The 23,342-nt window shown below is 49.6% G+C and carries 24 protein-coding genes and 1 other annotated feature; all 24 genes read right to left on the bottom strand.

All coding sequences use genetic code 11. The annotated features are described in order from the left end of the window. Positions 1 to 13 precede the first annotated feature (13 nt). Positions 14 to 304: a 50S ribosomal protein L23 gene (gene rplW, locus ACE41H_RS19505; protein WP_375357243.1), complete on the bottom strand. Its 291-nt coding sequence runs from the start codon at positions 302 to 304 to the stop codon at positions 14 to 16. Further along, the gene (rplD, locus tag ACE41H_RS19500) at positions 304 to 927 is read right to left on the bottom strand and encodes a 50S ribosomal protein L4 (protein WP_375357242.1); all 624 of its coding nucleotides are present in this window, start codon (positions 925 to 927) and stop codon (positions 304 to 306) included. The genes rplW and rplD overlap by 1 nt, the downstream gene beginning before the upstream one ends. Before the next feature lie 26 nt (positions 928 to 953). Then, positions 954 to 1,577, bottom strand: coding sequence for a 50S ribosomal protein L3 (rplC, locus tag ACE41H_RS19495; protein ID WP_375357241.1), 624 nt, complete (start codon positions 1,575 to 1,577; stop codon positions 954 to 956). A gap of 39 nt (positions 1,578 to 1,616) precedes the next feature. Continuing rightward, positions 1,617 to 1,925 carry a 30S ribosomal protein S10 gene (gene rpsJ, locus ACE41H_RS19490; RefSeq protein WP_006676490.1) on the bottom strand — a complete coding sequence of 103 codons (309 nt, stop codon included), beginning with the start codon at positions 1,923 to 1,925 and terminating at the stop codon, positions 1,617 to 1,619. A 304-nt stretch (positions 1,926 to 2,229) separates the two neighbouring features. Further along, entirely contained in the window at positions 2,230 to 3,420 is a 1,191-nt protein-coding gene (tuf, locus tag ACE41H_RS19485) for an elongation factor Tu (protein WP_375357240.1), read from the bottom strand. 92 nt (positions 3,421 to 3,512) lie between these two features. Then, a complete protein-coding gene (fusA, locus tag ACE41H_RS19480; protein ID WP_375357239.1) occupies positions 3,513 to 5,588 on the bottom strand; it encodes an elongation factor G in 2,076 nt (691 codons plus the stop codon). A 46-nt stretch (positions 5,589 to 5,634) separates the two neighbouring features. Then, positions 5,635 to 6,105: a 30S ribosomal protein S7 gene (gene rpsG / locus ACE41H_RS19475; protein WP_375357238.1), complete on the bottom strand. Its 471-nt coding sequence runs from the start codon at positions 6,103 to 6,105 to the stop codon at positions 5,635 to 5,637. 51 nt (positions 6,106 to 6,156) lie between these two features. After that, positions 6,157 to 6,579, bottom strand: coding sequence for a 30S ribosomal protein S12 (gene rpsL / locus ACE41H_RS19470; RefSeq protein WP_375357237.1), 423 nt, complete (start codon positions 6,577 to 6,579; stop codon positions 6,157 to 6,159). A 148-nt stretch (positions 6,580 to 6,727) separates the two neighbouring features. Further along, positions 6,728 to 6,979, bottom strand: a complete 252-nt coding sequence (locus ACE41H_RS19465; protein ID WP_375357236.1) for a ribosomal L7Ae/L30e/S12e/Gadd45 family protein — start codon at positions 6,977 to 6,979, stop codon at positions 6,728 to 6,730. A 224-nt stretch (positions 6,980 to 7,203) separates the two neighbouring features. Beyond that, positions 7,204 to 10,818, bottom strand: coding sequence for a DNA-directed RNA polymerase subunit beta' (gene rpoC, locus ACE41H_RS19460; protein ID WP_375357235.1), 3,615 nt, complete (start codon positions 10,816 to 10,818; stop codon positions 7,204 to 7,206). Between the two features lie 120 nt (positions 10,819 to 10,938). Beyond that, entirely contained in the window at positions 10,939 to 14,484 is a 3,546-nt protein-coding gene (gene rpoB, locus ACE41H_RS19455) for a DNA-directed RNA polymerase subunit beta (protein WP_375357234.1), read from the bottom strand. 363 nt (positions 14,485 to 14,847) lie between these two features. Continuing rightward, the gene (locus ACE41H_RS19450; protein ID WP_375357233.1) at positions 14,848 to 15,444 is read right to left on the bottom strand and encodes a class I SAM-dependent methyltransferase; all 597 of its coding nucleotides are present in this window, start codon (positions 15,442 to 15,444) and stop codon (positions 14,848 to 14,850) included. Positions 15,445 to 15,540: 96 nt separating this feature from the next. Continuing rightward, positions 15,541 to 15,906, bottom strand: a complete 366-nt coding sequence (gene rplL, locus ACE41H_RS19445; RefSeq protein ID WP_375357232.1) for a 50S ribosomal protein L7/L12 — start codon at positions 15,904 to 15,906, stop codon at positions 15,541 to 15,543. Between the two features lie 74 nt (positions 15,907 to 15,980). Next, complete coding sequence (gene rplJ, locus ACE41H_RS19440; protein ID WP_375357231.1) at positions 15,981 to 16,484, bottom strand: 50S ribosomal protein L10; 504 nt, start codon at positions 16,482 to 16,484, stop codon at positions 15,981 to 15,983. Positions 16,485 to 16,541: 57 nt separating this feature from the next. Continuing rightward, positions 16,542 to 16,693: a sequence feature (ribosomal protein L10 leader region), on the bottom strand. 66 nt (positions 16,694 to 16,759) lie between these two features. Further along, positions 16,760 to 17,452, bottom strand: a complete 693-nt coding sequence (rplA, locus tag ACE41H_RS19435) for a 50S ribosomal protein L1 (RefSeq protein WP_375357230.1) — start codon at positions 17,450 to 17,452, stop codon at positions 16,760 to 16,762. 77 nt (positions 17,453 to 17,529) lie between these two features. Further along, complete coding sequence (gene rplK / locus ACE41H_RS19430) at positions 17,530 to 17,955, bottom strand: 50S ribosomal protein L11 (RefSeq protein WP_375357229.1); 426 nt, start codon at positions 17,953 to 17,955, stop codon at positions 17,530 to 17,532. Between the two features lie 70 nt (positions 17,956 to 18,025). Further along, positions 18,026 to 18,559, bottom strand: a complete 534-nt coding sequence (nusG, locus tag ACE41H_RS19425) for a transcription termination/antitermination protein NusG (RefSeq protein ID WP_355325582.1) — start codon at positions 18,557 to 18,559, stop codon at positions 18,026 to 18,028. Positions 18,560 to 18,581: 22 nt separating this feature from the next. Next, the gene (secE, locus tag ACE41H_RS19420; protein ID WP_375357228.1) at positions 18,582 to 18,773 is read right to left on the bottom strand and encodes a preprotein translocase subunit SecE; all 192 of its coding nucleotides are present in this window, start codon (positions 18,771 to 18,773) and stop codon (positions 18,582 to 18,584) included. Between the two features lie 21 nt (positions 18,774 to 18,794). Further along, on the bottom strand, positions 18,795 to 18,944 hold the full coding sequence (rpmG, locus tag ACE41H_RS19415; RefSeq protein ID WP_076176720.1) for a 50S ribosomal protein L33: 150 nt from the start codon (positions 18,942 to 18,944) through the stop codon (positions 18,795 to 18,797). Positions 18,945 to 19,262: 318 nt separating this feature from the next. Then, on the bottom strand, positions 19,263 to 19,907 hold the full coding sequence (sigH, locus tag ACE41H_RS19410) for an RNA polymerase sporulation sigma factor SigH (RefSeq protein WP_355325587.1): 645 nt from the start codon (positions 19,905 to 19,907) through the stop codon (positions 19,263 to 19,265). A gap of 162 nt (positions 19,908 to 20,069) precedes the next feature. Further along, the gene (locus ACE41H_RS19405) at positions 20,070 to 20,591 is read right to left on the bottom strand and encodes an NYN domain-containing protein (RefSeq protein WP_375357227.1); all 522 of its coding nucleotides are present in this window, start codon (positions 20,589 to 20,591) and stop codon (positions 20,070 to 20,072) included. Between the two features lie 3 nt (positions 20,592 to 20,594). Next, complete coding sequence (gene rlmB / locus ACE41H_RS19400; RefSeq protein WP_375357226.1) at positions 20,595 to 21,341, bottom strand: 23S rRNA (guanosine(2251)-2'-O)-methyltransferase RlmB; 747 nt, start codon at positions 21,339 to 21,341, stop codon at positions 20,595 to 20,597. Positions 21,342 to 21,410: 69 nt separating this feature from the next. After that, positions 21,411 to 21,866: a Mini-ribonuclease 3 gene (locus ACE41H_RS19395; protein ID WP_375357225.1), complete on the bottom strand. Its 456-nt coding sequence runs from the start codon at positions 21,864 to 21,866 to the stop codon at positions 21,411 to 21,413. Next, positions 21,863 to 23,266, bottom strand: coding sequence for a cysteine--tRNA ligase (cysS, locus tag ACE41H_RS19390; protein ID WP_375357224.1), 1,404 nt, complete (start codon positions 23,264 to 23,266; stop codon positions 21,863 to 21,865). Before cysS ends, ACE41H_RS19395 begins: the two co-directional genes overlap by 4 nt. Positions 23,267 to 23,342 lie beyond the last annotated feature (76 nt).

The following is a 23,342-nucleotide window of genomic DNA, read 5'->3' as shown; positions in this document are numbered from 1 at the left end:
TTTACAGTTTCAATTATACCGTTTCAAAAAACTCAAGCGGTTTGCTGTCTTTAGTCAGCGTTACGAAAGCTTTTTTCCACTCACTGGTGTAGCCGGAATAACGGCCGTAGCGTTTAGGCTTCGCAGGAACACGCAGAGTGTTCACATTTGCAACCTTCACGTTGAAAATCGCTTCGATCGCTTTCTTGATTTCCGTTTTGTTCGAGCGGATATCCACTTCAAACACGTATTTCAAGTCATTCATCATTTCAGCCGTACGCTCAGTGATGATCGGACGTTTGATAATATCACGAGGATCCTTCATTACGCGAACACCTCCTCAACTTTCTGGACTGCTTCTTTCGTAATGATCAGTTTGTCGTGTTTGAGCACGTCAAGAACATTAATGCCATCTGCCGCGACAAATTTCACGCCAGGAATATTCCGTGCGGAAAGAGCCACATTATCATCATAGCTAGGAGCTACGACCAAAGCTTTGCGATCTGCTTTGAGGTTATTCAAAATGGCAACAAATTCCTTCGTCTTAGGAGCGCTCATAGTCAGAGCGTCCAGTACGATAATTTGGTTCTCGATCACTTTGGAAGACAGTGCCGATTTGATAGCCAAACGGCGAACTTTCTTAGGCAGTTTATATGCATAGCTACGAGGTGTCGGTCCGAAAACAATACCGCCGCCTTTCCATTGCGGAGCGCGGATGGATCCTTGACGAGCGCGACCAGTGCCTTTTTGTTTCCAAGGCTTGCGACCGCCGCCGCGTACTTCGGAACGACCTTTCACTTTATGAGTCCCATGACGCAGGGATGCCAGTTGCATAACAACTGCTTCATGAAGAACGTGCTGGTTCGGTTCGATACCGAACACCGTATCTTTCAATTCAACTTCACCAACCTGGCTACCACTGATATTGTAGACTGCTACTTTTGGCATTTCGTGTTCCTCCTTTCTTCAGGCGATTATTTTTTCACCGTTGCTTGAATTTTTACGAAGCTGTTTTTCGGTCCTGGAATGGAGCCTTTCACGAGCAGCACATTGCGCTCTGCATCGACTTTTACAACTTCAAGACGTTGAATAGTTATCGTATCATGACCCATATGTCCTGGAAGACGTTTGCCTTTAGGAACGCGGTTCGCTTGGATGGAACCCATGGAACCTGGTCCTCTGTGGTAACGGGAACCGTGAGACATAGGTCCTGTACTTTGTCCCCAACGTTTGATTACGCCGGCAAAGCCTTTACCTTTGGATGTACCTGTTACGTCAACGAATTCGCCTTCTGCAAAAATATCGGCTTTGATCTCTTGACCAACCTCATATCCTGCCAGATCAACACTGCGGAATTCACGAACGTAGCGCTTAGGTGCAGTGTTTGCTTTTTTCGCATGTCCTGCTTCAGGTTTATTGGCATTCTTTTCTTTCTTATCGGAGAAGCCGAGCTGTACCGCTTCGTAGCCATCATTCTCAACGTCTTTCTTTTGCAGAACTACGTTAGGACCAGCTTCGATAACTGTAACGGCGACTACGTTGCCCTCAGCGGTAAATACTTGGGTCATTCCAAGTTTTTTTCCTAAGATACCTTTCATGTTGACACCTCTTTTCCTTTCTTTAATCACGCATGTTTATTACAGTTTGATTTCGATATCTACACCGGACGGCAGGTCCAAGCGCATCAAGGCATCCACAGTTTGTGGAGTCGGGTTCACGATGTCGATCAGACGCTTGTGAGTGCGCATTTCGAACTGCTCCCGGGAATCCTTGTACTTGTGCACCGCACGGAGAATAGTAATCACTTGTTTTTCAGTAGGCAGTGGAATCGGTCCGGAAACACCTGCACCCGAACGTTTCGCTGTCTCAACAATTTTCTCAGCGGATTGATCAAGAATTCTATGATCGTATGCTTTCAAACGAATACGAATTTTTTGCTTTGCCATTTTAGTCCCTCCTTCTATCGCCCAATTTGGTATCGGACATACTCCGTGAAAATTTTCTAACCACCGCTCCATGGCAAAGGGGCCGGGTGTGTCAGTAACCTCTCACATCATCGCACAGTCGCAAACAACATTCTTATTATATAGAATATAAAAGCCTAATGCAAGCAAAATCCTAAAAGATTTTCTTACCCCAACTCTTCAATGCAAAAAGCCCCCGTCTGAAAGACGGAGGCTTCTGAATCCTTTACAGTACACTGTTGCTCGTTCCAGTACATTGTTACTTATATGCAAGGGTTAACCCTTATTATTTCAGGATTGTTGCTACAGCGCCTGCACCTACTGTACGGCCGCCTTCGCGGATCGCGAAGCGAGTACCTTCTTCGATCGCGATTGGAGCGATCAATTGTACAGTAACTGCGATGTTGTCGCCAGGCATAACCATTTCAGTACCTTCTGGCAGGTTAATGATACCTGTTACGTCAGTTGTACGGAAATAGAATTGTGGACGGTAGCCAGTGAAGAAAGGCTTATGACGTCCGCCTTCTTCTTTAGTCAGTACGTATACTTGAGCCGTGAACTCCGTGTGAGGCTTAACGGAACCAGGTTTAGCAAGTACTTGACCACGCTCAATTTGGGCACGGTCAACACCACGCAGCAGAGCGCCGATGTTGTCACCAGCTTGAGCGGAATCCAGCAATTTACGGAACATTTCTACGCCCGTAACTACGGATTTCTTAGTTTCTTCGTGGATACCAACGATTTCAATTTCCTCGCCGACTTTAACAGTGCCGCGCTCTACACGACCAGTAGCAACTGTACCACGGCCAGTGATGGAGAATACGTCCTCGACTGGCATCAGGAAAGGCTTATCAGTGTCGCGTTCTGGAGTTGGGATGTAAGTGTCGATTTCTTTGAACATCTCAACGATTTTTTGTGCCCACTCGCCTTCAGGATTTTGCAGAGCCTCACGAGCAGAACCGCGAGTGATTGGAGTGTCGTCACCTGGGAATTCATATTCGTTCAGCAGGTCGCGAACTTCCATTTCAACCAGTTCCAGAAGCTCTTCGTCTTCAACCATGTCGCATTTGTTCAGGAATACGACGATGTAAGGAACGCCTACCTGGCGGGAGAGCAGGATGTGCTCGCGAGTTTGCGGCATTGGGCCGTCAGCTGCGGATACAACCAGAATCGCTCCGTCCATTTGAGCAGCACCAGTGATCATGTTTTTAACATAGTCAGCGTGACCTGGGCAGTCAACGTGCGCATAGTGGCGGTTGTCAGTTTCGTATTCAACGTGAGCTGTGGAGATCGTGATACCACGCTCTCTTTCTTCTGGTGCTTTGTCGATTTGATCGAATGCTACTGCAGCACCACCGTAAGTTTTGGACAATACAGTTGTGATTGCAGCAGTCAGAGTTGTTTTACCATGGTCAACGTGACCGATAGTACCAATGTTAACGTGTGGTTTAGTACGTTCAAACTTAGCCTTTGCCATTTGAACAATTCCTCCTCAATATCATGGGTTTATGTTTAGACCGTCAGGCGAACAAATAAAAATTCATGCACCTGACGCCCCCGTAAAACTTATTACTCGCCTTTGGCTTTGGAGACGATCTCTTCAGCGATGTTCTTAGGAACCTCTTCGTAGTGAGACAGTTCCATGGAGAATACGCCGCGGCCTTGTGTACCGGAACGAAGTGTTGTGGAATATCCAAACATTTCGGACAGAGGTACCTTAGCACGAATAATTTGAGCGCCACCGCGGGAGTCCATACCTTCGATACGGCCACGGCGGGAGTTCAGCATACCCATTACGTCACCCATGTACTCCTCAGGAACCGTTACTTCAACTTTCATAATCGGTTCAAGCAGTACAGGCTTACACTTGTCTTTCGCTGCTTTCAGCGCCATTGAGCCAGCGATTTTAAACGCCATCTCGTTGGAGTCGACATCGTGGTAAGAACCGTCAACGATTGTAGCTTTAACGTCTACAAGCGGGAAGCCGGCAAGTACACCGTTCTTCATTTGTTCTTCGATACCTGCAAGAGCTGGAGCGATGTACTCACGAGGAACGGAGCCACCGACAACTTTGCTCTCGAACTGGCTGCCTGTACCTGCCTCCAGAGGTTCGAATTCAACCCATACGTGACCATACTGACCACGGCCACCGGACTGACGAACAAATTTACCTTCAACGCGTGCAGCTTGACGGAATGTTTCGCGGTAAGCAACCTGTGGTTTACCCACGTTGGTTTCCACCTTGAACTCACGGCGCATACGGTCAATGATGATGTCCAGGTGAAGCTCGCCCATACCGGCCAGAATCGTTTGACCTGTCTCTTCATCAGTGTGTGCACGCAGAGTTGGATCCTCTTCCGTCAGCTTGCTGAGAGCATTACTCATCTTATCTTGGTCAGCTTTCGTCTTCGGCTCAACCGCAATTTCGATAACCGGATCCGGGAAGTTCATGGACTCCAGAATTACCGGATGCTTCTCATCACACAGTGTATCACCTGTGCCTGTATCTTTCAAACCTACGGCAGCAGCGATATCACCGGAGTACACTTCAGTAATCTCCTGGCGGCTGTTCGCATGCATCTGAAGGATACGTCCGATCCGCTCACGCTTGCCTTTGGTCGCATTCAATACGTAAGATCCGGATTGAAGCACTCCTGAATACACGCGGAAGAATGTCAGCTTACCAACGTAAGGGTCTGTCATGATTTTAAAAGCCAATGCAGAGAAAGGCTCTTCATCAGAAGACTTACGGATAGCTTCCGTACCGTCTTCAAGGACACCCTTGATGTCAGGCACGTCGATTGGAGCAGGCAGGTAATCGATAACAGCGTCCAGCATCAGCTGAACCCCTTTGTTACGATAAGAAGATCCGCAAATTACCGGGAAGATCTTAACTTCTACGACACCTTGACGGAGAGCGCCTTTGATTTCTTCAACCGTCAGCTCTTCCCCTTCAAGATATTTCATAGTCAGTTCTTCGTCCAGCTCGGCAACCTTCTCTACCAATTCCATACGAAGCTCTTCAACTTTGTCTGCATATTCTGCAGGAACTTCGGTTTCTTCGATATTTTGACCAAGGTCATCTTTGTACATGTAAGCCTTGCGCTCAATGATATCGATGATACCGACAAAATCATTTTCAGCACCGATTGGCAGTTGAATCGCCACAGCGTTAGCTTGAAGACGATCGCGCATGTCGTTCACAACGTTCAGGAAGTCGGCACCGATGATGTCCATTTTGTTTACATATGCGATCCGTGGAACGCCGTAACGGTCAGCCTGTCTCCATACGGTTTCAGACTGAGGCTCAACGCCTTCCTTCGCACTGAAAACACCTACTGCTCCGTCCAATACACGAAGGGAACGTTCAACTTCAACCGTGAAGTCAACGTGCCCTGGGGTATCAATGATATTAACGCGATGACCCTTCCAAGCGGCAGTGGTAGCAGCGGATGTGATCGTGATCCCGCGCTCCTGCTCCTGTTCCATCCAGTCCATCGTCGCAGCGCCTTCGTGAACTTCACCGATTTTGTGCGTACGGCCTGTGTAGAACAGAATCCGCTCAGTTGTAGTCGTTTTACCAGCGTCAATATGAGCCATGATCCCGATATTACGTGTATTTTTCAAGGAGAACTCTCTTGCCATGAAATGGGTCTCCCTTCAAAATTGAAGTTTATTAGTGAGCTGAATCCTACCAGCGGTAGTGAGCAAACGCTTTGTTCGCCTCAGCCATTTTGTGTGTGTCTTCACGTTTCTTAACGGAAGCACCGGTGTTGTTGGATGCGTCGATGATTTCTGCAGCCAGACGCTCTTCCATTGTTTTCTCACCGCGGCTGCGCGAGTAGTTCACGAGCCAACGGAGTCCTAGGGAAGTACGTCTCTCAGGTTTAACCTCGATTGGTACTTGGTAGTTGGCACCGCCTACACGGCGAGCTTTAACTTCCAGGACTGGCATGATATTCTTGATTGCTGCTTCAAATACTTCCATTGGATCATTGCCCGTACGCTCCTGAATGATGTTGAACGCATTATACAGGATGCTTTGAGCAACTCCGCGTTTTCCGTCGAGCATGATGCGGTTGATCAAACGTGTAACAAGCTTGCTGTTATACACTGGATCTGGCAGCACGTCTCTCTTGGTAACTGGACCTTTGCGTGGCATGGATATCCCCCTTTCTCAATTGTTCAACCGGCTGCTGCCGGGACATTTTCATTAAGCCTTTTTAGCTTTAGGACGTTTTGCGCCGTATTTGGAACGAGCCTGCATACGGTTGTTCACGCCTGCTGTATCCAAAGCACCGCGCACGATGTGGTAACGTACACCCGGAAGGTCTTTTACACGACCGCCGCGAATCAGCACGACGCTGTGCTCTTGCAGGTTATGTCCGATACCTGGAATGTAAGCCGTCACCTCTACACGGTTCGACAAGCGAACACGAGCATATTTACGAAGCGCGGAGTTCGGTTTTTTCGGAGTCATTGTACCTACACGAGTGCAGACACCGCGTTTTTGCGGAGAACTGATGTCGGTAGCTTCACGTTTCAAAGCGTTGAAACCTTTTTGCAAAGCTGGTGATTTTGACTTTTCGATTTTGGCTTTACGGCCTTTACGCACCAATTGGTTAATAGTTGGCATTGTACTGCCACCTCCTTCCTCAATTCTTCATGATCTTTTGATAAACACACTTTTAAGTCCACAGACCCAGGCGGTTCATAAAAGAACAAATGAAAAGTTTTTGCCTTTTGGATTCTCTTAAACCCTGCTGACAAAAACGTTCCTTACCTTATTGTTTTACGATAGCAGCCATTGCAGCTCCCACTTCGATTCCGCAGGCCTTGCCGAGATTGCTCATCGTATCGACCAGCGTTACTTTAACTCCGTGCTTGCCGCACAGTTCAATAAGTCTGGAAGTGAGACGCGAATCTGCGTCTTCAGCCAAATATACTTCTGAGGCGAAGCCCAATTCAACCATCTTAATGGTCTGTTTGGTACCGATCTTGACATGAGCATCCTGCAGACTTTGTTCTTTGGACATTTCGCATTCCTCCGAAAACACCTTAATCACAATCCTGCAACTCACGCACCTTTGCTATATTAGCACTGACGACTAGGCAATGTCAAGATATTAATTTGTATTAAATAACAAGGCTTTGGCACACGGTATGGAAGGGGATAAGCAGGCGCTCTCCCCTTCCTTTACCCATGTCCCTTACCTAATAAATCTTATTGATAGTGATGTTGACGTGCAGGCGGTTGATCTTAGTCAGCCGATACCGTTTCGAGCTCTTCCGGAGAAGCATCTCCGTTGTCAGGCTCCACGATTTGTACATTGCGATAGCGGTTCATGCCTGTGCCCGCAGGAATCAGCTTGCCGATGATTACATTTTCTTTCAGGCCAAGCAGTTGGTCCACTTTGCCTTTGATCGCAGCATCTGTCAGCACCCGTGTCGTTTCCTGGAACGAGGCAGCGGATAAGAAGGAATCCGTTTCAAGGGACGCCTTGGTGATCCCCAGCAGAACGGGTTTGGCTACCGCAGGCTCCTTGCCGTTCAGGATTGCTACTTTATTGGCTGCTTCATATTCATGGACGTCGACGAAGGATCCTGGCAAAAGTATTGTGTCACCCGCATCAATAATACGGATTTTACGCAGCATCTGACGAATCATAACTTCGACGTGCTTGTCGTTGATTTCTACGCCCTGGTTCCGATATACGCGCTGAACTTCCTGGAGAATATAGTTCTGAACGCCACGGATACCTTTGATGCGCAGCATTTCCTTAGGGTCAATGGAGCCGTCCGTCAGCTCGTCACCGGCTTCAATGGCCATGCCTTCGCTTACGCGCAGGCGGGAGCCGTAGGTAACAGAGTACGTTTTGGTTTCCGCTTCCCCTTCAATATCGATTTCACGGCGGTCTTTGCCTTCGCGGATCTCTTTGACCGTACCGTCAATCTCGCTGATTGTGGCTTGACCTTTAGGGTTACGGGCTTCAAAGAGTTCCTGAATACGAGGCAGACCCTGAGTGATATCATCCCCCGCAACACCACCGGTATGGAACGTACGCATAGTGAGCTGTGTTCCCGGTTCGCCGATGGATTGGGCAGCGATAATCCCAACCGCTTCACCGATCTCAACAAATTTCCCGGTTGCAAGGTTGCGGCCATAGCACTTTTTGCAGACACCGTGTTTGGCGCGGCAGCTAAGTACGGACCGGATTTGCACCTTGTCGATTCCAGCTTTAACGATTGCCTCTGCTTTATCAGAGTCGATCAGTTCGTTGCGGCGGGCAATAATTTCCCCCGTCTCCGGATGACGAACCGTTTCGAAGCAGTAACGTCCTTCCAGACGATCATAAAGGTCCTCGATAACCTCTTTGCCGTCCTGAATCCGGCCGACGGTAAAGCCTTTATCCGTGCCGCAGTCATCCTCGCGAACGATAACATCCTGTGCGACGTCAACGAGACGGCGTGTCAGGTAACCGGAGTCCGCCGTACGAAGCGCCGTATCCGCCAAACCTTTACGGGCGCCGTGTGTCGAGATGAAGTACTCAAGGACGGTCAGGCCTTCACGGAAGTTCGACTTGATCGGGAGTTCGATGATCCGTCCGGACGGGTTCGCCATCAGTCCGCGCATGCCACCAAGCTGGGTAATCTGCGACTTGTTACCACGCGCCTTGGAGTCCACCATCATCATGATGGAGTTGTAGCGGTCCATGGATTTCAGCAGTACGTCCGTCAGCTCATCCTTCGCCTTGGACCAGATGTCGATAATCCGGTCATAACGCTCTTCGTTCGTAATCAGACCACGACGGTACTGATTCGTGACGATTTGCGCCTTTGCATCGGATTCCTCCAGAATTTTCTTCTTTTCTTCAGGGACGATAACGTCGGAAACCGCTACCGTTACACCTGCGCGGGTAGAATATGTGAAACCAAGCTGTTTGATTTTATCCAAAATCACAGCGGTCTCTGTTGTATGGTAAATCTCGAAGCAGCGGGCGATAATGTTGCCCAGGTAGTCCTTGCCTACCCCATTCGCCTGCGACGCGTTCTGAATCGCTTCAGTAATGTTGACACCTTTATCGTAGACAAAGAATTCCTCTGCTGTTCCGTAAAGCAAGTTGGAACGTGTCGCATCATTGATATATGGGAAGCTTGCAGGGAAAATTTCGTTAAAGATAATTTTACCAACCGTAGTGATCAACAACGCACTTTGCTGCTTTTCGGTAAAGCTAGTTTTACCAAGCGCCTTCACCGGGATAGCCACGCGCGCATGCAGACCCGCGGTTCCGCGCTGATAGGCTGATACCGCTTCGTTGACGCTACCCAGAATCATGCCTGCGCCTTCTTCTTCTTTGTTGTCCATTGTCAGGTAATAAGAACCCAGAACCATATCCTGAGATGGAGTAACAACCGGCTTGCCGTCTTTCGGGTTCAGAATGTTCCCGGAAGCGAGCATCAGAAGGCGAGCTTCGGCTTGCGCTTCAGCGGACAGAGGAACGTGCACGGCCATTTGGTCACCGTCAAAGTCGGCATTGTATGCCGTACATACGAGTGGATGCAGACGAATGGCGCGTCCTTCCACCAAAATCGGTTCAAACGCCTGAATACCGAGGCGGTGCAGCGTTGGTGCACGGTTCAACAGTACCGGGTGTTCTTTGATCACTTCTTCGAGCACATCCCACACTTCGGCGCTTACGCGCTCAACCTTGCGTTTTGCGCTCTTGATGTTATGGGCAAGCCCTTTATTTACAAGCTCTTTCATTACGAAAGGCTTAAACAGTTCCAGCGCCATTTCTTTCGGCAGACCGCACTGGTACATTTTCAGGTAAGGACCTACAACGATAACCGAACGGCCGGAGTAGTCCACCCGTTTACCCAGCAGGTTCTGACGGAAACGGCCTTGTTTACCCTTCAGCATGTGGCTGAGGGATTTCAAAGGGCGATTGCCCGGGCCGGTAACCGGACGTCCGCGGCGGCCATTATCGATCAGCGCATCGACAGCTTCCTGAAGCATGCGCTTTTCGTTCTGTACGATAATGTCAGGCGCACCGAGGTCGAGCAGTCTTTTCAGACGGTTGTTGCGGTTAATTACACGGCGGTACAGATCATTCAGGTCAGAAGTCGCAAAACGTCCGCCATCAAGCTGAACCATCGGGCGAAGTTCGGGAGGAATGACCGGCAGCACGTCCATGATCATCCATTCCGGCTGGTTGCCGGAGTTGCGGAAGGCTTCGATGACTTCAAGGCGCTTGATCGCACGGTTGCGGCGCTGGCCTTGAGCTGTGCGCAGCTCTTCCTTCAGGAATTCGAGCTCTTTATCGACATCGAGATCCTGGAGAAGCTTTTTGACAGCTTCTGCACCCATGCCTGCCTGAAAGCCATAACCGTACTTCTCACGGTAGCTGCGGTACTCTTTTTCGGAAAGCAGCTGCTTTTTCTCCAGAGGCGTATCGCCCGGATCTGTTACAACATAAGATGCGAAGTAAATAATCTCCTCAAGGGAACGGGGAGACATATCGAGCGCCAGGCCCATGCGGCTTGGAATCCCTTTGAAGTACCAAATGTGCGATACAGGAGCAGCCAACTCAATATGGCCCATCCGTTCGCGGCGAACTTTGGCGCGGGTTACTTCCACACCACAGCGGTCGCAGACAACGCCTTTATAACGAACGCGTTTGTATTTACCGCAGTGACATTCCCAGTCCTTCGTCGGCCCGAAAATTTTCTCGCAGAACAGTCCTTCTTTTTCCGGTTTAAGCGTACGATAGTTGATCGTTTCCGGCTTTTTCACTTCTCCGCGGGACCAAGAGCGAATTTTTTCCGGGGATGCAAGCCCGATTTTCATGTATTCGAAATTGTTGACGTCCAACAAGGAGCAACCCTCCTTAACCCTATCCTAATTACTAGGTTCCATAACGGCCCATCTTCACGGACCGTTACGGGAGCCTGCACATTGCCATTGTCTTAGACGAGTTCACTTGCCAGAAAGAACTTATTCCATTCCGACTTCCGCGCCCTCCAAATTCAGGCTCAGCTTATCACCGGTGGTATCGTCTTCGTCATCGATTTCTTTCATTTCAATTTCCTGCTCGTCTTCGGACAGGATCTTGACATCCATGCCCAAGCTCTGCAGTTCCTTGATCAATACCTTAAAGGATTCAGGAACGCCTGGTTCCGGAACATTCTCGCCTTTGACGATCGATTCGTACGTTTTCACACGCCCCACCACGTCATCGGATTTCACGGTCAAAATTTCCTGCAGCGTATAAGCAGCGCCATAAGCTTCCAGTGCCCATACTTCCATCTCACCGAAGCGCTGGCCGCCGAATTGGGCTTTACCACCCAGCGGCTGCTGTGTAACGAGCGAGTAAGGACCTGTGGAACGGGCATGAATCTTATCGTCAACCATGTGCGCCAGCTTGATCATATGCATGACGCCGACCGTAACTTCACGCTCAAAGCGTTCTCCGGTACGTCCATCATAAAGCACGGTTTTACCATTACGCTGCATGCCAGCTTCTTCCATCGTATCGAATACGTCGTACTCGTTCGCTCCGTCGAATACCGGTGTGGCAACGTGAATGCCAAGACGCATGGCAGCCATTCCGAGGTGAACCTCCAGCACCTGACCGATGTTCATCCGTGAAGGCACGCCCAGCGGATTCAGCACGACCTGTACAGGTGTACCGTCAGGCAGGAACGGCATATCTTCTTCAGGCAGGATACGGGCAACGACACCTTTGTTGCCGTGACGGCCGGCCATTTTGTCACCTTCGGAAATTTTACGCTTCTGTGCAATGTACACACGGACAAGCTGGTTAACTCCCGGTGGCAACTCGTCGCCGTTCTCGCGGGTAAACACCTTGACATCAACCACGATACCGTCTGTACCATGCGGCACACGCAGGGAGGTATCACGCACTTCGCGTGCCTTCTCACCGAAGATGGCGTGCAGGAGACGTTCCTCCGCAGTCAACTCCGTTACCCCTTTTGGTGTTACCTTGCCGACCAGAATATCTCCGGCGCCGATCTCGGCACCGATGCGGATAATTCCGCGCTCATCCAGATTGCGCAGCGCTTCTTCACCGACGTTAGGAATGTCCCGTGTAATTTCTTCAGGTCCAAGTTTCGTATCCCGTGCTTCGGACTCGTACTCCTCAATATGAATAGAGGTATAGACATCTTCTTTCACGAGCTTCTCGGAGAGAAGGATCGCATCCTCGTAGTTGTAGCCTTCCCATGTCATGAAGGCTACGACCACGTTGCGTCCCAACGCCAATTCGCCCATTTCGGTCGAAGGCCCGTCAGCCAGAATGTCACCTTTCTTCACCACAGCCCCGCGTTTGATAATCGGACGCTGATTGATGCATGTTCCTTGGTTCGAACGCATAAATTTGTGTAATTTATATTTTACGATATCGCCTTTGACTTCATTGCCGTCCACCGTTTCAATACGGCGCAGCCAGATTTCATTGGCGGAAGAACGTTCAATAATCCCGTCATACTTGGATACAATACATACACCGGAGTCTTTAGCAGCTTTATGCTCCATTCCCGTACCTACCAAAGGAGCCTTCGGAATAAGAAGCGGAACAGCCTGCCGCTGCATGTTGGATCCCATCAGCGCACGGTTGGAGTCGTCATTCTCCAGGAACGGAATGAGCGCTGTCGCTACAGACACAACCTGCTTAGGCGAAACGTCCATGTAGTCTACCCGGCTGCTCGGCATCGGGAGGATGTTATCGGACTGCTTGTTGTAGCGTACAATGACGACTTCGTCCTTGAATGTGTTGTCCTCATTCAATTCCGCGTTCGCCTGGGCAACAATGTAGTTATCCTCTTCATCGGCTGTCAGGTAGTCTATCTGTTCCGTTACCTTGCCGGTCTTCGGATCAACCCAGCGGTAAGGGGCTTCGATGAAGCCGTACTCATTGATGCGCGCAAAAGTTGACAACGAGTTGATCAGACCGATGTTCGGACCCTCCGGCGTTTCGATCGGACACATCCGGCCGTAGTGGCTCGGGTGAACGTCCCGCACTTCCATGCCCGCGCGTTCGCGTGTCAGACCGCCCGGTCCGAGTGCGGACAAACGGCGTTTGTGTGTCAATTCCGCCAGCGGGTTCGTCTGGTCCATAAACTGGGACAGCTGCGAACTTCCGAAAAACTCCTTGATCGAAGCGATCACCGGACGAATATTGATCAGGGCTTGCGGTGTAATCACATTCGCATCCTGAATGGACATTCTCTCACGAACGACACGCTCCATACGGGACAGACCGATGCGGAACTGGTTTTGCAGCAGCTCGCCTACGGAACGCAAACGACGGTTGCCCAGGTGGTCAATGTCGTCCGTGCTGCCGATGCCGTGAAGAAGGTTAATGAAATAGCTGATGGAGGAGATGATATCCGCCGGCGTAATGTTCTTAACCATCTTATCGATATTTCCGTTGGCGATCAGTTTGATGACTTTACCGTCTTCAATCGGCGAGAACACGTCAATCGTTTGAAGAGGGATGTCGTTGCTGTCCAGCACGCCGCTCGCAACATGATACGTGCGGTGGCCGACCGAATCCTCCAGATGCGGCATGATTTCGTCCAGAAGACGGCGGTCTACCATTTGCCCAGCTTCGGCAATGATCTCGCCTGTAGTGGTATCAATCAGGGATTCAGCAAGCCGCTGGTTAAACAAACGGTTCTTGATATGAAGCTTTTTATTGATTTTATAGCGGCCTACATTGGCCAGGTCATAACGTTTTGGATCGAAGAAGCGTGCAACGAGCAGGCTTTTCGCATTTTCCAGTGTTGGCGGTTCACCCGGACGAAGGCGCTCATAAATCTCGATCAGCGCTTTCTCCGTGGAATCCGTGTTATCCTTGTCAAGCGTATTGCGGATGTATTCGTCATTGCCGAGCAAATCCAGGATTTCAGCATCAGTACCAAAACCAAGAGCGCGCAGCAGAACAGTAACTGGTATTTTACGGGTACGGTCGATGCGGACATAGATAATATCCTTTGCATCCATCTCCAGTTCGAGCCATGCACCCCGGTTGGGAATAACCGTCGCAGTGTATGCCGTTTTCCCGTTTTTATCTACTTTTGTGCTGAAATAGACGCTGGGAGAGCGAACCAACTGGCTGACAATAACCCGTTCCGCACCATTAATAATAAATGTACCGGTTTCGGTCATCAGCGGGAAGTCTCCCATGAATACTTCCTGCTCTTTCACCTCTCCAGTTTCTTTATTAATAAGCCGGACCTTCACCCGAAGCGGCGCCGCATATGTCACGTCGCGTTCTTTCGCGTCATCTACTGTATATTTAGGTTCTCCGAGGCTGTAGTCGATAAACTCCAAAACCAGGTTACCCGTGAAGTCCTGAATCGGCGAAATATCTTGAAACATTTCACGCAATCCTTCTTCCAAAAACCATTCATAAGATTTTTGTTGGATCTCAATAAGGTTCGGAACTTCTAGTACCTCGTTAATACGTGCATAACTGCGCCGAGTGCGTCGACCATATTGAACAAGATGTCCTGCCAACTTTAACTCACCCCTCATGTCTACTCACTTAAAAAATTTCATTGCGAACCTTTGTTTGGTACCTTATAATGGAACTCATACAACAGATTCGTTCTCCACAAATGAAGAAAAGCCCTTGCTCGAACATATTCGAAAAAAGAGCGCCTTAATCTGTGAAATCTTTCTGCCGGAAGCACCTTATCCTTGTAGATTTGCCCAAAATGTATATATTATACGTAGACAAGACAAAATATATGCCTCATCTATTATAACCTATTGACATTTCAGTTAACTAAAGACATAAAGGGCATCCTATATGCTGACATTTTATAATAATATCACAGACCATGACGCATGTCAACGGTCTTTTTGCTATTTTAGCCCTCATTTTGTAGCTTTAAAAATCCGATACCCTTTATCCTTCGTTACTTCCTCTACACGCGAGAACAGGTTTTCCAGCTTCGTCTTCGCAGAAGGAGCTCCTTGCTTCTTCTGGATGACAACCCACAAGGCACCGCCCTCATTCAGATGGTCAAAAGCCAGATTGAATATGGAATGCACGATCTCTTTGCCGGCCCGGATCGGCGGATTCGTCAAAACGACATCAAACCGTTTCCCCAGCACTGCCTGGAATAAATCACTTTGCAGTACAGTGACATTGTTAATCCGGTTGCGTTCTGCATTCTCCTTGGCCAGTTCAACCGCTCTTTCATTGATATCAATCATGGTCACCCGTCCAGCCGGTGCCAGTCTTGCCGCTGTCAGGCCGATTGGGCCATATCCACAACCGACGTCCAGGATTGCAGCATTTTCGGAAAACTCCATCGCCTCAATCAGCACCCGGCTCCCGTAATCAATGCCCTGCTTGGAAAAAACACCGGCATCACTTACAAAAGAGAGCCTCTCCCCGCGGAGGTCCGCTTCAAGTATACGCCTGTCATGCTCGGCGCCAGGTTTGCTTGAGTAGTAATGGTCAGGCATTGCCGTCCACATCCTTCGGGTATGGTTAATACAGCAACAAACCCCTTGAAGATCGCCTCAAGGGGTTTGTATTTTGCCGCTTATCTGTAAAGGCAATTATTTCACTTCTACAGTTGCGCCTGCTTCTTCCAATTTAGCTTTAACGGAATCAGCTTCTTCTTTACCCACTTTTTCTTTCAGTGGTTTTGGAGCGTTGTCTACCAGTTCTTTAGCTTCTTTCAAGCCCAGACCTGTGATTTCGCGAACAGCTTTGATAACGTTGATTTTGGAAGCGCCAGCGTTAGTCAGGATTACGTCGAATTCAGTTTGCTCAGCTTCAGCTGCGCCGCCTACAGCGCCGCCAACTACTGCTACAGGAGCTGCTGCTGTTACACCGAATTCTTCTTCGATTGCTTTAACAAGATCGTTCAGTTCCAGTACGGACATACCTTTAATTGCTTCCAGGATTTGCTCTTTACTCATGGTTGAACCTCCGTTTATATAATAGTTTTTTTAAAACTTAAACTGCCTGTCTTACATCGCGTCCGGTATTCCGGTTACGCGCTTTGCTCTTCTTTCTCTGCAACAGCTTTAACCGCAAGCGCGAAGTTGCGCACAGGAGCTTGAAGCACGCTGAGGAGCATGGAAAGCAGACCTTCGCGGGACGGGAGTTCAGCCAAGGCTTTAACTTCCTCAACAGATACCACGCGACCTTCCAACACGCCGCCTTTCAGTTTGAGAGCGTCGTTCTTCTTAGCGAAGTCGTTCAGAATTTTGGCTGGAGCCACTACGTCATCAGCACTGAAAGCAATCGCTGTAGGACCGGTCAAAGCCGAGTCCAGGTCAGTCAGTTCTGCTGCTGCAGTCGCACGGCGAAGCAGCGTGTTCTTCAGCACTTGGAATTCAATGCCGGCTTCACGAAGCTGCTTGCGCAGCTCAGTTACTTGGGCAACGGTCAAACCGCGGTAGTCAGCAACAACGGTAGTTGCACTCTCGCGCAATTTCGCAGTTACGGCTTCAACGGTTTCTTGTTTTGCTTGGATCACTTTTGCATTTGCCAAACTGTACACCTCCTGATAATTTTTTGCCGTTTCTATAATCTAAAAAAACGGAGCTACATAGGCATTAGAAAAGCCTCCGTAGCGTATACGAAGGCTTGATGAATCAACATGGGCGGCAGACCCGCCACACGCAACGTTCTATCATAACACCTCGGTAGGAAATTAAGCCTTCCGGCACCTACTGTCTACGGTAAGCATATTCAAATGTTAGGGTCGGTCATCTGACGCAACTCGTACATGATAACAGCTTGGATTGAATATGTCAATCCCTGATCTTATCTGTAGGTTGCTGCGTTCACGCGTGCGCTAGGGCCCATTGTGGAAGATACCGCAATGTTCTTCAGGTATACACCTTTAGCAGCTGCCGGTTTAGCACGGTTCAGAGCGTCGATCAACGCTTTGAGGTTTTCGTTCAACTGCTCGGCAGTGAAAGAAACCTTACCGATTGGCGCGTGAATTTGACCAGCTTTGTCGAGACGGTATTCGATTTTACCAGCTTTGATTTCTTGAACAGCCTTGGCAACGTCGAATGTAACTGTACCGGCTTTAGGGTTAGGCATCAAACCTTTACCACCGAGCAGACGGCCCAGTTTACCAACCTCACTCATCATATCAGGTGTAGCTACGCAGACGTCGAATTCAAACCAGCCTTGCTGGATTTTGTTGATCATGTCCTGATCGCCTACAAAATCAGCTCCAGCCGCTTCGGCTTCCTTCACTTTATCACCTTTTGCAAATACCAACACGCGTTGGGTTTTACCAGTACCGTGCGGCATAACAACCACACCACGAACAGCCTGGTCTTGTTTACGTGCGTCTACGCCCAGACGAACTGCTGCTTCAACGGTTTCGTCGAATTTAGCAGTGGCAGCCTTCTTCACCAGTTCAACGGCTTCCAAAGGCTCGTAAGTTGCTTCGCTGTCGATCAGCTTGGCAGCTTCCAGGTATTTCTTACCGTGTTTAGCCATTATATTTTCCTCCTTTGTGGTATTAGCGGATACTCCTCCCACATCACCGGCATTATGCCGGAAAACAAAGCTTGCGCTTAGTCAACGATGGTGATACCCATGCTGCGAGCAGTACCTTCAACCATACGCATAGCCGCTTCAACGGAACCAGCGTTCAGGTCAGGCATTTTTTGTTCAGCGATTTGACGAACGGCATCGCGGTTAACGGTAGCCACTTTCGTTTTGTTCGGTACGCCAGAACCTTTTTCGATCTTGGCAGCGACTTTCAGCAGAACTGCAGCCGGTGGAGTTTTGGTGATGAATGTGAAAGAACGGTCTTCAAACACCGTGATTTCAACCGGAATAATCAGGCCTGTCTGATCAGCAGTACGGGCATTGAATTCTTTACAGAATGCCATGATGTTGACACCTGCTTGACCCAAAGCCGGACCTACTGGAGGCGCTGGATTCGCTTTACCTGCAGGAATCTGCAGTTTTACCATTTTGATTACCTTTTTTGCCATGGTGACACCTCCTTGACTCAATAGTGGTCAATGGATCGCTAGATCCTCCCACAAGAAACCACCGAAAATCTTATATTTTCTCCACTTGAGTATAATCCAACTCCAGCGGGGTTTCCCGTCCAAACATGTTAACGTGTACTTTAAGCTTGCTCTTGTCAGCCAAAATTTCTTCCACGGAGCCCACAAAATTCGCAAATGGACCAACCTTGATCCGCACGGACTCTTTCACGTCGAATTCTATCTTCGGTTTCGGCTCAACCATGCCCATATGCTTCAGAATCTGCTCAACTTCCTCCGGAAGCAAAGGCGTAGGCTTGGAACCCGAACCCGTTGACCCTACAAAACCTGTTACACCCGGCGTATTGCGGACAACATACCAGGAATCATCGGTTTGAATCATTTCGACCAAGACATATCCGGGGTAAACTTTACGCATAACGGTCTTCTTCTTGCCGTCTTTGTTCACCAGTTCTTCTTCCATAGGAACAAGAACACGGAAAATCTTGTCTTCCATGCCCATGGATTCAACGCGTCTTTCCAAATTGGCTTTGACTTTGTTCTCATACCCGGAATAGGTATGGACGACATACCATCTTTTTTCCATATCAAGCCACCTGGGACCCTTCCTAGATAATCGCTTCGATCACAGCAGAAATGCCGATATCCAGAACCCAAAAATAAATCGTGACAAACGCAATCGTCCCAACGACAATTAACGTATAGTTAGTCAACTCTTTACGATTGGGCCAGCGAACCTTTTTGAGTTCAGCCCAGCTTTCAGAGAAAAAGGAAATCAGAGACTTGAAACTGCGTTTCACGCCGACTACACCTCCATAAAACTATCTAGTTTCACGATGAGGAGTCTGCTCGTTACAAAACTTGCAGAATTTCTTCATCTCCATGCGGTCGGGGTGATTACGCTTGTTTTTGGTCGTTGTGTAATTTCTTTGTTTGCAATTCGTACAAGCCAAAGTGATAATTACCCGCATGATGTGCACCTCCCGAAGACATCCGACGAACAGGAAGTCTCTAAATTGGTCCTAAAAAACGCAAATTTAGGCCTACCTAAAACACTTTATCATACGGGGTGTACCATGTCAACGAGTGTTTAAGCGCATCTTCCCTTTATGAACTAGCAAGTTTTTGCAAAAGCGCACAGGAAGTGATTCCCTTTTCAAAACTCTCAAACTGTCTGGCATTATACTAATCAAGTATAAATCAATTCGAAGCGTTATAAACCTGTGGATAAACGAATACATTAAAAAAAGACTCATATAACCGAGCCTTTTTCCTGCAATGTACATTCTTTAATTATCGCGGACTTCCAGATATTTTTCAAGCTTGCGCTTAACCCGCTGCAATGCGTTATCAATTGATTTCACATGGCGGTTGAGATCGACGGCGATTTCCTGATAAGACCTTCCGTCCAGATACAGCATCAGCACTTTTCGTTCAAGATCGCTTAAAATTTCCGACATCTTGTCTTCCAGCCCGACAAACTCTTCCTGATTAATAATGAGTTCCTCCGGATCACTTACCCGTGAGCCGCAAATCACATCCATCAGGGTACGGTCCGATTCTTCATCATAAATAGGCTTGTCCAGGGATACATAGGAGTTCAACGGGATATGCTTCTGGCGTGTCGCCGTCTTGATGGCTGTAATAATCTGTCTCGTGATGCAAAGCTCGGCAAATGCTTTGAAAGAGGCAAGCTTATCCCCCTTGAAGTCACGGATCGATTTGTACAAACCGATCATGCCTTCCTGGATGATGTCCTCCCGGTCAGCACCAATCAGGAAATAGGATCTCGCCTTGGCTCTGACAAAGTTCCGATATTTATTGATCAGAAACTCCAGCGCCTCACTGTCACCTTCATGGACCGCTACGACAATGTCTTCATCATTCTTGTAATCATACACTGACAACATGATATCTTTGAGGTCGACACTCACTAACAATCCCTCCGGCTGCAACGCAAGGTACCCGTTACTACTCAAAATATACGACAAGTATACGCCAAGGCCCTGAGAACCGTCAACCACACCCGTTACAAAAAGATTAATTTAAGTCTGATATGGAGCCAAATGATATCTCTTGAAATCAATGGGATTTCGCTACTGCCGCCGCCATTTTTCAAACATTTTTCTCATTTCCGGACTGAGCGAAGCATCAAGCGTGTTGCGTTGAAGCCGCTCCGTATTCTCTTCAATCCGCTTTTGAACCTCCCGTTCGGATTCCTCCAGCTCGGTTAGAAGCTCGCGGGCGGATACCCTGAGAGCTCCCTGTCCAAACGCGACATGCTGCTCGACCAGGTCGCTTGTGGCTACATATATGGACCTTCTTCGGCTGCTGAGCTCCCTGACCAGCCGCTCAATGCATTCATCGGCCGTTTCTTTTTCTTTGGTGAAATAGATCTGCACTTTGCTCTGTGAGAAGGTTTTGCCAAGCCCCGGCACCCGGTAGGCATCAAATACAACGATGACTTTTCTGCCGGAGTACGCCTGATGGTCAGCGAGCCGCTCAAGCAGCCTGTCCCGTGCTTCCTGCAGGCCGGACTTGGCAAGTGCGGACAGCTCGGGCCAGGCTCCGATCATGTTATAGCCATCCACCAGCAGAACATCGCGCGTATCCGCCATTTGCTAGGCCCGGGCCATTCGTCCGCGCAGCACTTCGTACATCACGATGCCTGCCGCCACCGAAGCGTTCAGCGAATTGATGCGCCCTTCCATCGGAAGCTTGACGAGCACATCGCACTTTTCCCGTACAAGCCGTCCCATGCCCTTGTTCTCGTTGCCGATCACAATCGCCACCGGACCGGTGAACACCCCGTTGCCAAAAACCGGCTCAGCAGCGTTGACATCTGTCCCCACGACCCAGATTCCTTCTTCTTTCAAGCGGTCGATCGTCTGGGCCAGATTGCTTACACGCGCAACCGGCACGTATTCGACAGCTCCTGCGGAAGTTTTCGACACCGTCGCCGTGACAGCCGCCGAACGCCGCTTGGGCACGATCACGCCGTGTGCGCCTGTGCAATCCGCCGTACGGAGAATCGAGCCCAGATTATGCGGGTCTTCAATTTCATCAAGCAAAATCAGAAAAGGAGCTTGTCCCTTCTCGGCCGCCGCCGCGAGCAAATCCTCCACTTCCGCATACGCATGCGGTGCAGCCTGAGCCACTACCCCTTGATGCTGAATGCCCGGAACCATCTGATCCAGCTTGCGCTTGTCAGCCTGCTGAATGATGACGCCGGCTTTTTTGGCCTCCGCGATAATCGGCTGTGTCAGATGCTTTTGCGCATTTTCCGCCAGCCATATTTTGTTGATTGTACGGCCTGAACGAAGGGCCTCAATCACGGAATGCTTGCCCGCGATCCATTCTTCTTCCATACTGCACTTCCTCTCTGAAGCGCGGTCTGCCTTATTGTCACTGTATTTATGGCAGTCCGCTCGTTTATGTTATTTATTGCTTTCGTCCATTAAACCGATACCCCTGCCAATCAACTCACGCAGCCGATCCAGCCGGCCGTCGCAGTACAGAAAGCCGAAAAGCCCTTCCAGCGCCGTGGCATGACGGTATTCGAGGACATCCGCATTTTTCGGCACACTGCCGGATTTTGCGTTCCGGCATTGTCTGACAATATCCTGCTCCTCCTCCGACAAATCCTGCTCCAGCATCTGCAAAATTCTGCTCTGCGCCTTGGCCGAGACGAATCCTGTCGCTCTGCGGTGCAGATGGTTCGGGCGCAGGTTCGCCTGGGCAAGCAGGTACTGACGGACGGCCACCTCGTATACCGCGTCTCCGATATAGGCAAGCGCAATCGGCGGGATTAGCCGGGCCGGCCTGGAGGGCGGGTACGGAAACCATACTCCGTCCATGCCCTCTCCCGGCAGGTTCATATGCTCCCCGCTCATTTGCGCCGCCAGCGCATGCCCTGCGCCGTATCCTCAAGCAGAATGCCCTTTGCAGCGAGCAGATCGCGGATTTCATCGGACCGTCCCCAGTTTTTAACCTTGCGCGCCTCCGCCCGTTCGGAGATCAACTGCTCGATCTCTTCATCCAGCAGCTCCTCACCAGCCTCTGAAAACAGCCGAAGCACACGGTTCAGATCCTGAAAGGTGTCCAGCAGCTTCTGCAGCTCGGCTTTATTGACTACGTCCTGCTGAAGCACCCGGTTTGTTTCACTTACCCATTCGAACAGTGCTGTGATAGCATCCGGTGTATTAAAATCATCGTCCATTTTCTCGCGGAAATGTGCACTGATTTGCTCCAGCTTCTCCTGAAGCTCCGCCGGCACTTTGCCATCTCCTTCAGTGGAGGTTTCAAGACGATGGTTGAGGTTCGCCACCGCATTCGCGATGCGCTCAACACTTTTTTCAGATTGCTCCATCGTTTCATCATTAAAGTTCAGCGGATTGCGGTAATGAGTCGACAGCATGAAGTAGCGGATGGCTTCTTTCTTGTAACGAGCGCGCAAGTCCTTGACAAGGATGCCGTTGCCGAGTGATTTGGACATTTTCTCGTTGTTGATGCGGATATATCCGTTATGCATCCAGTATCTGGACAGAGGTTTGCCGGTCAGCGCCTCGGATTGGGCGCATTCGCATTCATGATGCGGAAACTGCAGATCCTGGCCGCCGCCGTGAATGTCCAGCGTTTCCCCTAAATAATGGAGAGACATGGCCGAGCATTCAATATGCCAGCCAGGACGTCCATTACCCCATGGGCTTTCCCAGAAAATTTCGCCAGGCTTGGCGGCTTTCCACAGCACGAAATCCTCCGGGCGCTCCTTGCGCTCATCGACCCCGATGCGGATGCCGAACTGAAGCTGTTCAAGGTTCTGACCAGACAGCTTCCCGTAATCCTTAAACTTCTCCGTCCGGAAGAAAACATCCCCGCCGTTCTCATAGGCATATCCCCGGTCCACCAGATCCTGAATGAAGCGGATGATCATGTCCATGCTCTCCGTCACTCGCGGATGGGCATTGGCATGCGGAATGCCCAGGCCTTCCAGATCCTCATAATATGCCGCTATAAAGCGCTCAGCCACTTCGGGAACCGTTGTGCCGAGCTGCTCCGCTTTGCGGATCAATTTGTCGTCCACGTCCGTAAAATTCGACACATAATTCACATCGTAGCCGGAATACTGCAAGTAATTGCGGACGACGTCGAACACAATGATCGGACGCGCGTTTCCGATATGAATAAAGTCGTATACTGTAGGACCGCACACGTACATTTTCACTTTTCCCGGCTCAAGCGGCTCAAACCGTTCCTTGCTCCTTGACATCGTGTTATAGATTTGCAGCGCCATAAACGTACTCCTCCTATTTCTGTGCTCCTTCCGCCGTAGAGCCTCGGCAGCCGGAAGCAGGCCAGCTTTGCTGGTT

The organism is Paenibacillus enshidis (genome assembly GCF_042136365.1).
In the GTDB taxonomy this organism is placed as follows: domain Bacteria; phylum Bacillota; class Bacilli; order Paenibacillales; family Paenibacillaceae; genus Paenibacillus; species Paenibacillus enshidis.
Note: the sequence above shows the minus strand (reverse complement) of the source record. Positions and strands in the feature narration are given on the sequence as shown.

Bases quoted from the DNA above. Each gene is read 5' to 3' on its own strand.
- rplD (WP_375357242.1), bottom strand. From the start codon at position 927: ATGCCAAAAGTAGCAGTCTACAATATCAGTGGTAGCCAGGTTGGTGAA.
- rplL (WP_375357232.1), bottom strand. From the start codon at position 15,906: ATGAGTAAAGAGCAAATCCTGGAAGCAATTAAAGGTATGTCCGTACTG.
- rpsL (WP_375357237.1), bottom strand. From the start codon at position 6,579: ATGCCAACTATTAACCAATTGGTGCGTAAAGGCCGTAAAGCCAAAATC.
- nusG (WP_355325582.1), bottom strand. From the start codon at position 18,559: ATGGAAAAAAGATGGTATGTCGTCCATACCTATTCCGGGTATGAGAAC.
- ACE41H_RS19405 (WP_375357227.1), bottom strand. From the start codon at position 20,591: ATGGCGGATACGCGCGATGTTCTGCTGGTGGATGGCTATAACATGATC.
- rplC (WP_375357241.1), bottom strand. From the start codon at position 1,577: ATGAAAGGTATCTTAGGAAAAAAACTTGGAATGACCCAAGTATTTACC.
- rpsJ (WP_006676490.1), bottom strand. From the start codon at position 1,925: ATGGCAAAGCAAAAAATTCGTATTCGTTTGAAAGCATACGATCATAGA.
- fusA (WP_375357239.1), bottom strand. From the start codon at position 5,588: ATGGCAAGAGAGTTCTCCTTGAAAAATACACGTAATATCGGGATCATG.
- ACE41H_RS19395 (WP_375357225.1), bottom strand. From the start codon at position 21,866: ATGAGCGGGGAGCATATGAACCTGCCGGGAGAGGGCATGGACGGAGTA.
- cysS (WP_375357224.1), bottom strand. From the start codon at position 23,266: ATGGCGCTGCAAATCTATAACACGATGTCAAGGAGCAAGGAACGGTTT.
- tuf (WP_375357240.1), bottom strand. From the start codon at position 3,420: ATGGCAAAGGCTAAGTTTGAACGTACTAAACCACACGTTAACATTGGT.
- rpsG (WP_375357238.1), bottom strand. From the start codon at position 6,105: ATGCCACGCAAAGGTCCAGTTACCAAGAGAGACGTGCTGCCAGATCCA.
- ACE41H_RS19465 (WP_375357236.1), bottom strand. From the start codon at position 6,979: ATGTCCAAAGAACAAAGTCTGCAGGATGCTCATGTCAAGATCGGTACC.
- rplK (WP_375357229.1), bottom strand. From the start codon at position 17,955: ATGGCAAAAAAGGTAATCAAAATGGTAAAACTGCAGATTCCTGCAGGT.
- rplW (WP_375357243.1), bottom strand. From the start codon at position 304: ATGAAGGATCCTCGTGATATTATCAAACGTCCGATCATCACTGAGCGT.
- ACE41H_RS19450 (WP_375357233.1), bottom strand. From the start codon at position 15,444: ATGCCTGACCATTACTACTCAAGCAAACCTGGCGCCGAGCATGACAGG.
- rplA (WP_375357230.1), bottom strand. From the start codon at position 17,452: ATGGCTAAACACGGTAAGAAATACCTGGAAGCTGCCAAGCTGATCGAC.
- rpmG (WP_076176720.1), bottom strand. From the start codon at position 18,944: ATGCGGGTAATTATCACTTTGGCTTGTACGAATTGCAAACAAAGAAAT.
- rlmB (WP_375357226.1), bottom strand. From the start codon at position 21,341: ATGGAAGAAGAATGGATCGCGGGCAAGCATTCCGTGATTGAGGCCCTT.